At 72.8% G+C, this 4,092-nt stretch carries 3 protein-coding genes; 2 read left to right on the plus strand and 1 reads right to left on the minus strand.

Annotation, left to right across the window (positions count from 1 at the left end):
* The coding region (locus ACIQOV_RS30810; RefSeq protein ID WP_401053907.1) for an alpha/beta fold hydrolase at positions 1-1,521 on the plus strand (1,521 nt) is incomplete at its 5' end.
* A 66-nt stretch (positions 1,522-1,587) separates the two neighbouring features.
* Here the strand turns inward: ACIQOV_RS30810 and ACIQOV_RS30815 are convergent.
* The gene (locus tag ACIQOV_RS30815) at positions 1,588-2,811 is read right to left on the minus strand and encodes a cytochrome P450 (RefSeq protein ID WP_401053909.1); all 1,224 of its coding nucleotides are present in this window, start codon (positions 2,809-2,811) and stop codon (positions 1,588-1,590) included.
* Positions 2,812-3,091: 280 nt separating this feature from the next.
* Between ACIQOV_RS30815 and ACIQOV_RS30820 the strand changes: the two genes are divergently transcribed.
* Positions 3,092-4,092, plus strand: a 1,001-nt coding sequence (locus ACIQOV_RS30820) for a beta-ketoacyl synthase N-terminal-like domain-containing protein (protein WP_401053910.1), incomplete at its 3' end; no start/stop codon positions are given.

Raw genomic sequence — 4,092 nt, forward strand, 5'->3', positions numbered from 1 at the left:
GTCTGGGGTGCCGCGCAGCCCGCCCGGGCGGCGGCCAACGCCTACCTGGACGCGCTGGCCGAGGCCCGCCGGGCCGCCGGCCTGGCGGCCACCTCGATCGCCTGGGGGCCGTGGGCCGCCGCCGACGGGCTGACCGCCGACGCCGCCGGCCTGCTGGCCCGCACCGGGCTGCGGGCGCTGGACCCGGACGCGGCGCTCGACCTGCTCGCCCGTCTGCCCAGGGAGGCCTGCCTCACCGTCGCGGACGTCGACTGGGAGCGCTTCGCCGCCTCGTACACGCTCAGCCGGCCGCGCCGGCTGCTGGACGGGGTCCCGGCCGCACGGCGCACCGCCGGCGCGGCCGACGAGCCGGTGCCGGCGGACGCGGCGGCGCTGCGCGAGCGGCTCGCCGGGCTGCCGGACGAGGAGCGGCACCGGGCCGTGCTCGACCTGGTCCGCGCCCACGCCGCCGGCGTGCTCGGGCACGACGGCGCCGAGGCGGTCGCACCGGAGCGGCCGTTCCTGGAACTGGGCGTCAACTCGCTCAGCGCGATCGAGCTGCGCGACCGGCTCCGGACGGCCGTCGGGGTGCCGCTGGAGAGCACCGTGGTGTTCGACAGCGGGACCGCGGCCGAGCTGGCCCGGCGGGTCCTGGCGGCCCTCGGCGGGTCCGCCGCCGCCGAGCCACGCGAGCAGACCGGGATCCTGCGCACCCTGTACGCCGAGTCGATGCGGCAGAACAAGCTCCACAAGTACATGGAGTTCCTGTCCGACGCGGCCTCCTACCGGCCGATGTTCGACTCGCCCGAGGAGGTCACCGAGCCGCCCGCGCCGGTCTTCCTGGCGCGCGGGCCGAAGCGGCCGCGGGTGGTCTGCCACACCGGCATGTCGGCGCTCGGCGGCGTGCACGAGTTCGCCCGCTTCGCCGCCTCCTTCAACGGCAGCCACGACGTGATCGCGCTGCCGCTGCCCGGCTACCGGGACGGGGAGCAGCTGCCGGCCGGCCTGGAGGCCTCGCTGGACTGGCAGGCCAGGACACTGGTCGAGGTCGCCGGGGACGCTCCGTTCGTGCTCCTCGGACACTCCGGCGGCGGGCTGCTCGCCCACGCGCTGACCCGCCGGCTGGAGGCGATGGGCGTGCCGGTGGCCGGCGTGGTCCTGGTGGACACCTATCCGATGGACCGTCCGATGCACCAGGAGTGGCTGTCGGAGCTGACCGAGGGCACCTTCGGGCGTGAGGAGCTGGCCGTGCCGATGACCGACACCCGGCTCACCGCCCAGGCCTGGTACGGCCGGATGTACCTCGGCTTCCGGGCCGAGGAGGTCGCCGCCGCCACCCTGGTGGTCCGGGCCTCCGACCCGATCGGCGAGTGGACCCGGGAGGACGACTGGCGCGCCACCTGGGACCGGCCGCACCGTACGGTGGACGTCCCCGGCAACCACTTCACGGTGATGATGGAACACGGCGCCACGACCGCCGCGGCCGTCCGGGAGTGGCTGGACACCCTGGTCGAGCCCGGTGCGCAGGCCGCCGAAGGGTGACCGGACGCGGAACCGCCCGGGAGCGTCTCGTACGCTCCCGGGCGGTTCCGTCCGCGGGCCGCCGGCTCAGGCGCGGTACGCGACCCGCAGCGGCAGGCGCTTGAGGCCCAGCACGAAGTTGAACCGGGTGTGCCACTCCAGCTCCGTGGAGGCCAGCTCGATCCTCCCGTAGCGCCGCAGCAGCTCGGTGATGGTCAGGCAGACCTCGGTCCGGCCGAGCATCGCGGCGATGCAGTAGTGCGGCCCGGAGCCGAAGGCGAGCGACTTCACGCCCTCGCGGCGCAGGTCCAGGCGGTCCGGGTCGGGGAACCTCGCCGGGTCGCGGTGGGCGGCGCCGAGGATCGCCAGGACGACGTCGCCGGCCGGGATGCGCTGCCCGGAGAGGACGAGGTCGTCGGTCAGGTGCCGCAGGATGACCTGCACCGTGGAGTTGTAGCGGGCCAGCTCCTCGAAGCAGTCGCCCATCATCCCCGGGTTCGCCCGCAGCAGCTCCAGCTGGTCGGGGTTGGTCAGCAGGGCGTGCAGGCTGTTGCCGATGACGTTGATCGTGGTCTCGTGCCCGGCGTTGAACAGCAGCAGCACCTGGGCGATCACGTCCTCGTCGCTGAGCCCCTCGCCGTCCTCGTCCTTCGCCATCAGCATGGTCAGGACGTCGTCCCGGGGCTCGGCCCGGCGCAGCTCCATCTGGTGCCGGATGTAGGCGCTGAACTCCGGCTCGGCCTGGTTCATCGCGTCCCGCATCCGCGGGGTGATCAGCGGGTCGATGATGTTGGCGATCGCGTTCGTCCACTTGAGGCACTGGTCCGCGTCCTCGATCGGAATGCCCAGCAGACCGCAGATCACCGCGACCGGGACGGGGGCGGCGAGCTGCTCGATCAGGTCGACCTCGCCCTCGCCCATGTCGTCGATCAGCCGGTTGACGATGCGCAGGATCTCCGGCTCCAGGCGCTGCACGGCGCGCGGCGTCACCGCCCGGGCGATGATGCGGCGCAGCTTGCGGTGCTCCTCGCCGTGCTTCACCAGCATCCAGCGGCTCAGGCTGCGCATCGCCGGGCTGTCGGGACCGCCGCGCTGCTCCGCGAACGCCGGATCCGTGGTGACGCTGGAGGACGCCTGCGGGGAGCGCAGGAACGCGTCCACGTCGTCGTACCGGCTGAGTGTCCAGAATCCGTACGGCGAATGGTGAATGGGTTCCGTCTCGCGCAGCCGCCGATAGTAGGCGTATCTGTTCCTATGGAGCTGCGGATCGTTGAGGTCGAAGAGAACCCTGGTCCTTTGCCGCTCCACCATGACCCGGCCAATCATCGCGAGGAAATTTTTCCCCCAGGCTCCGGCGGACGGTGATGAGGGGTCAACCCCTATCCTTCCCGACGGCGTGCTGGTTAAGGGGGAATCCTTGAGGCTAGGGGTGGTTGACGGCGCCGGGCCACGATTAGCCTGCGTCGGGCGGGACCGGTGAATTGGGCGGCTGGTGCACGCGGCGGCGGCGAAAGTCCAGGAATTCCCTTAACGGGCCGGCCGGTCGTCTCCGTCTATTCGTCGCGCCATCCGTGGAAGAGGGTTTCACCAGATGGTTGATAAGGATACGCTTCGCGATTATCTGAAGCGGGTCACCGCCGATCTCCACCGGACCAGGCAACGCCTGGCCGATTTCGAGGCGGCGGACGCCGAACCGCTGGCGATCATCGGGATGAGTTGCCGGTTCCCCGGCGGCGTCCGTTCACCGGAGGACCTCTGGCGGCTGGTGGCCGACGGCGCCGACGCCATCGGCCCCTTCCCGGAGGACCGCGGCTGGGCCCTCGACCACCTCTTCGACGACGACCCGGACCGGGCCGCGACCAGCTACGTGCGCGAGGGCGGCTTCGTCACCGGGGCCACCGAGTTCGACCCCGGGTTCTTCGACATCTCGCCGCGCGAGGCGCTGGCGATGGACCCGCAGCAGCGGCTGCTGCTCCAGGCGTGCTGGGAGGCCGTCGAGCGCGCCCGCCTCGACCCCACCTCGCTGCGCGGCAGCGACACCGGCGTCTTCATCGGCGCCGGCGACCAGAAGTACACCGCGCTGGTCGCCGGGGCGCCGCACGAGGGCGGCGAGGGCTACCTGCTCACCGGCGGCGCCAGCGCCGTCATCTCGGGCCGGGTCTCCTACGCGATGGGCCTGGAGGGCCCCGCGATCACCGTGGACACCGCCTGCTCCTCCTCGCTGGTCGCGCTCCACCTGGCCGCCCGTTCGGTGCGCCAGGGCGAGTGCTCGCTGGCACTGGTCGGCGGCGTCACCGTCATGGCCACCCCGGGCGTGTTCACCGAGTTCAGCAAGCAGCGCGGGCTGGCCGGGGACGGCCGGTGCAAGTCCTTCGCCGCCGCGGCCGACGGCACCGGCTGGTCCGAGGGCGTCGGCGTGCTCCTGGTGGAGCGGCTCTCCGACGCGCGCCGGCTCGGGCACCCGGTGCTCGCCGTGGTGCGCGGCTCGGCGGCCAACCAGGACGGCGCCTCCAACGGGCTCACCGCCCCCAACGGGCCGTCCCAGCAGCGGGTCATCATGCAGGCCCTGGCCAGTGCCAAGCTGTCCACCGG

The organism is Kitasatospora sp. NPDC091257 (assembly GCF_044757675.1).
Classification (GTDB): Bacteria; Actinomycetota; Actinomycetes; order Streptomycetales; family Streptomycetaceae; genus Kitasatospora; species Kitasatospora lactacystinica.